At 70.1% G+C, this 4248-nt stretch carries 4 protein-coding genes and 1 pseudogene; 4 read left to right on the top strand and 1 reads right to left on the bottom strand.

The features are described from left to right. Positions 1 to 157: 157 nt before the first annotated feature. On the top strand, positions 158 to 1537 hold the full coding sequence (locus DPV74_RS39400; RefSeq protein WP_060196708.1) for an FAD-containing oxidoreductase: 1380 nt from the start codon (positions 158 to 160) through the stop codon (positions 1535 to 1537). A gap of 25 nt (positions 1538 to 1562) precedes the next feature. After that, the gene (locus DPV74_RS39395) at positions 1563 to 1670 is read left to right on the top strand and encodes a zinc-binding dehydrogenase (protein WP_374709018.1); all 108 of its coding nucleotides are present in this window, start codon (positions 1563 to 1565) and stop codon (positions 1668 to 1670) included. Between the two features lie 59 nt (positions 1671 to 1729). On the opposite strand, the gene DPV74_RS39390 is transcribed toward DPV74_RS39395, so the two are convergent. Beyond that, positions 1730 to 2623 carry an SDR family oxidoreductase gene (locus DPV74_RS39390; RefSeq protein ID WP_060317093.1) on the bottom strand — a complete coding sequence of 298 codons (894 nt, stop codon included), beginning with the start codon at positions 2621 to 2623 and terminating at the stop codon, positions 1730 to 1732. Between the two features lie 95 nt (positions 2624 to 2718). Here DPV74_RS39390 and DPV74_RS39385 point away from each other — a divergent pair, with 95 nt between their 5' ends. Together DPV74_RS39385 and DPV74_RS39380 are read left to right on the top strand one after the other, a co-directional pair. Beyond that, the gene (locus DPV74_RS39385; protein WP_119339154.1) at positions 2719 to 3558 is read left to right on the top strand and encodes a helix-turn-helix transcriptional regulator; all 840 of its coding nucleotides are present in this window, start codon (positions 2719 to 2721) and stop codon (positions 3556 to 3558) included. Between the two features lie 315 nt (positions 3559 to 3873). Next, positions 3874 to 4248: pseudogene (locus DPV74_RS39380) on the top strand (CynX/NimT family MFS transporter); the annotation flags it as partial.

Genomic DNA, 4248 nt, shown 5'->3' with positions numbered 1-4248 from the left:
CAGGCCCGGGCACGCGTCGCCGCCTCCGCCCCGCCGGCGCTCGCGAGCGCACGCCAACAGGACTACCATAGGCGCTCGCCGTCGCGCGACCGTGCGCCGGCCTCGCACGCGGCTCGCCCGCACGCGTTCCCTCGCTGCACCCGCACAGGAGGACGTCATGACGCAACACTTCGACGCGATCGTCATCGGCACCGGGCAAGCCGGGCCGCCACTCGCCGCGCGGCTGTCCGCCGCCGGAATGAAGGTCGCGATCATCGAGCGCGGCCGCTTCGGCGGCACCTGCGTGAACACCGGCTGCATCCCGACCAAGACGCTGATCGCGAGCGCGTACGCCGCGCACCTCGCGCGGCGGGCCGGCGAATACGGCGTGTCGGTCGGCGGCCCCGTCACCGTCGACATGAAAGCCGTGAAGGCGCGCAAGGACCAGATCTCCGGCCGCTCGAACCACGGCGTCGAGCAATGGGTGCGCGGACTCGCGAACACCACCGTGTTTCAGGGTCACGCCCGCTTCGAGCGCGCCGATGCGGTGCGCGTGGGCGACGCGCTGCTCGAAGCGGAACGCATCTTCATCAACGTCGGCGGGCGCGCGCAGGTGCCCGCGATGCCGGGCCTCGACACGGTGCCGTACCTGACCAACTCGACGATGATGGACGTCGATTTCCTGCCCGCGCACCTCGTGATCGTCGGCGGCAGCTACGTCGGGCTCGAATTCGGCCAGATGTATCGCCGCTTCGGGTCGCGGGTCACGATCGTCGAGAAGGGCCCGCGCCTGATCCGCCGCGAGGACGAGGACGTGTCGCAGGCCGTGCGCGAGATCCTCGAAGGCGAAGGGATCGACGTGCAGCTCGATGCGACCTGCCTGAGCGCACGGCGCGACGGCGACGGCATCGCGGTCGGCCTCGACTGCACGGGCGGCGGCCGCGAGGTCGCGGGCTCGCACCTGCTGCTCGCGGTCGGACGCGTGCCGAATACCGACGATCTCGGGCTCGACCGTGCGGGCGTCGCGACCGATGCGCGCGGCTATATCGAGGTCGACGAGCAGTTGCGCACGAACGTGCCCGGCATCTGGGCGCTCGGCGACTGCAACGGGCGCGGCGCGTTCACGCATACCGCATACAACGACTACGAGATCGTCGCGGCCAACCTGCTCGATAACGACCCGCGCAAGGTGTCCGACCGCATCACGGCGTACGCGATGTATGTCGATCCGCCGCTCGGCCGCGTCGGCATGACGCTCGCGGAAGCGAAGCAGACGGGCCGCCGGCTGCTCGTCGGCACGCGCCCGATGACACGCGTCGGCCGCGCGGTGGAAAAAGGCGAAAGCCTGGGGTTCATGAAGGTGATCGTCGACGCGGACAATCATGCGATCCTCGGCGCGACGATCCTCGGCGTGACGGGCGACGAAGTCGTGCACGGGATGCTCGACGTGATGGCCGCGGGTGCGCCGTACACGACGATCAGCCGCGCGATGCACATCCATCCGACCGTGTCGGAGCTCGTGCCGACGCTGCTTCAGGATCTGCATCCGGTCGAATGACGCGCGACCCGGCGGGCGGCCGCGCATGCTGAAGCCGCTGATCGATCGCACGTTCGCGTTCGACGACATCGTGCACGCGCATCGATACAGGGAAGCCGGCGTGCAGGTCGGGAAGATCGTCGTCGCGGTCTGAAAGGGGTCACGCGGGCGGCAAGCGCGGCCGTTGCAAACGGCCGCACGACCGCCGCCGGCTCAGCCTTCGAAATACCGCGGCCGGTCGATATCGGCCAGCAGCCCCGGCTGCGTCGGTGCCCAGCCGAGCGATGCGCGCGTGCGCTCGCTCGTTGCCGGCGCATCCATCCCCGCGAACATCGCGAACCAGCCGAAGTGCTCGCCGGCTTCGGCCGCCGTTTTCGCGACGACCGGCACGTCGAGCCGCCGGCCGATCACGTCCGCGATGTCGCGGAACGGCACGCCCGTATCGTCGACCGCGTGATAACGCGCGCCGGCCGCGCCGCGTTCGACCGCGAGCCGGTACACGCGCGCCGCATCGAGCCGGTGCACGGCAGGCCAGCGGTTGCCGCCATCGCCGACAAAGGCCGATACCCCCTTCTCCCTCGCGAACGCGATCAGGCGCGGCACGAAGGCGTGATCGCCGTCGCCGTGCACCGACGGCGGCAGACGCACGACCGATGCGTGCACGCCGCTCGCCTCCAGTGCGACCGCGGCCGCTTCCGACGCACGCGGATAGACCGACGACACCGGCACGTGCGGATCGTCTTCCGTCGCCGCACGGCCGGGCGCGACGAGCGCGAGGCCCGACGTGACGACCAGCGGCCGCGCCGAGCCCGCGAGTGCCGCGCCGATCGTCTCGATTGCGCGACGGTCGAGTTCGCAGTTCTGCGCGAAGCGCGAGAAGTCGTGATTGAATCCCGTGTGGATCACCGCATCGGCGGCTTCGGCGCCGCGCGTGAGGCTGTCGAGATCCTCCAGCGACCCGCGATGGACGTCGGCCCCCGCCGCCGCAACCGACGCGGCGGCCGCGTCGGACCGCGCGAGACCGAGCACCGAGTGCCCGGCGGCCACGAGTTCGGCAACCACGGCAGAGCCGACGAATCCCGACGCTCCAGTAACAAAGACACGCATGTTCAGTACCTCCGGATGGCATGGAGGCTTACTATCTGTCGACGGCCGCTCGCGGTGAAGTCGTGACGGTTTACCGGTAAACGAACTAACAGGATATGGCTGACGCCCCCGACAACCTGCTCGGCGCGTACCTGCGGGACCGCCGCGAGAAACTCGACCCCGCCGCGCTCGGGCTGCCGGCCACGCGGCGCCGCACGCCGGGCCTGCGGCGCGAGGAAGTCGCGCAGCGCGCGCACGTGAGTGCCGCGTGGTACACGTGGCTCGAACAGGGGCGCGGCGGCGCGCCGTCGGCCGACGTGCTCGACCGGCTCGCCCGCGCGCTGCTGCTGAACGATGCCGAACGCGAGCACCTGTTCCTGATCGGTGTCGGCCATCCGCCGGAGGTGCGCTATCACGCGACCGACCACGTGTCGCCGCGCGTGCAGCACGTGCTCGATTCGCTCGACGCGAGCCCCGCGATCGTGCGCTCGGCGACGTGGGACGTCGTCGCGTGGAACAACGCGGCGGCCGCGACGCTGACCGACTACGCGACGCTATCGCCGGAACGGCGCAACATCCTGCGGCTCATCTTCGTCGATCCGCACGTGCGCGGCGTGCAAGCGAATTGGGCACGCGTCGCGCAGTTCGCGGTGGGCGCGTTTCGCGCCGACGTCGCGCGCGGCGGCGCGACGCAGGCCGTGCAGGCATTCGTGGACGAGATGCGCGCGACGAGCGCCGAGTTCGACGCGCTGTGGCGCGACCACGATATTCGCTCGCACGAGGAAGGGACCAAGGAGATCCACCATCCTGCCGTCGGGCGAATCGCGCTCGAATACTCGGCGTTCGCCGTGAGCGGCCGGCCCAACCAGACGCTCGTGATCTTTACGCCGGAGACGGCGGACGATCGCGCGCGCATTCGGGCGCTTGTGGCGGCCCGCGAGAAATACGAAATTTAGCGATTCGCGTAACAATCGCCCTCTTCAATAAACGACGAATCTCCTTGATTGTGCGACGCGCCGTCACTATCGGCGCGTCGATTGTCAGCCTCGGGGCTGCGATCCCGGGTTCTGACGGGCAACACCTCCAACGCCAAAGCCAAAGCCAACGCCCAAGCCAATCGAGCCTCGACGACCGACGGCAAGCCCACTCCGCCTGGCCATCGCATTCCGCACTGATTCCCAGTCGAATATTTAATTTTCACCTGGCGTAGCGCGCGCTTACCCTTTCGGCATCGCATCACAGGGCCACCGGCCCCTCCCTGGAGCATCCCGATGTCCGACCCCGGCACCGCGCAAGCTGTCCGCCGCCCGCATGCGGCTTCCGTGTCCTATGGCGCGCTCGCGCTGCTGGTACTGGCCGGCCTCAACCTGCGTCCGTTCCTGACCGCGTTCGGCCCCGTGCTCGACATCGTGCGCGCCGACACCGGCCTCGGCTTTCGCGCGGCCGCGCTGCTGACCACGCTGCCGTTCGTGCTGATGGGTATCGTCGCCGGAGTCGGTGTCGGGCTCGCACGACGCGTCGGCGAGCAGCGCGCGCTGACCGTCGCGCTGGCGCTGATCGCGGCAGGCTGCACGGCGCGCCTGTGGACGGGCGGCAGCGCCGGCCTGATCGCGACCGCCATCGTCGCGGGCGCCGGCGTCGCGGTG

The sequence above is a fragment of the Burkholderia sp. HAN2018 genome (genome assembly GCF_024704855.1).
GTDB classification, from domain to species: domain Bacteria; phylum Pseudomonadota; class Gammaproteobacteria; order Burkholderiales; family Burkholderiaceae; genus Burkholderia; species Burkholderia cepacia.
Note: the sequence above shows the minus strand (reverse complement) of the source record. Positions and strands in the feature narration are given on the sequence as shown.

Bases quoted from the DNA above. Each gene is read 5' to 3' on its own strand.
- DPV74_RS39400 (WP_060196708.1), top strand. From the start codon at position 158: ATGACGCAACACTTCGACGCGATCGTCATCGGCACCGGGCAAGCCGGG.
- DPV74_RS39385 (WP_119339154.1), top strand. From the start codon at position 2,719: ATGGCTGACGCCCCCGACAACCTGCTCGGCGCGTACCTGCGGGACCGC.
- DPV74_RS39395 (WP_374709018.1), top strand. From the start codon at position 1,563: ATGCTGAAGCCGCTGATCGATCGCACGTTCGCGTTCGACGACATCGTG.
- DPV74_RS39390 (WP_060317093.1), bottom strand. From the start codon at position 2,623: ATGCGTGTCTTTGTTACTGGAGCGTCGGGATTCGTCGGCTCTGCCGTG.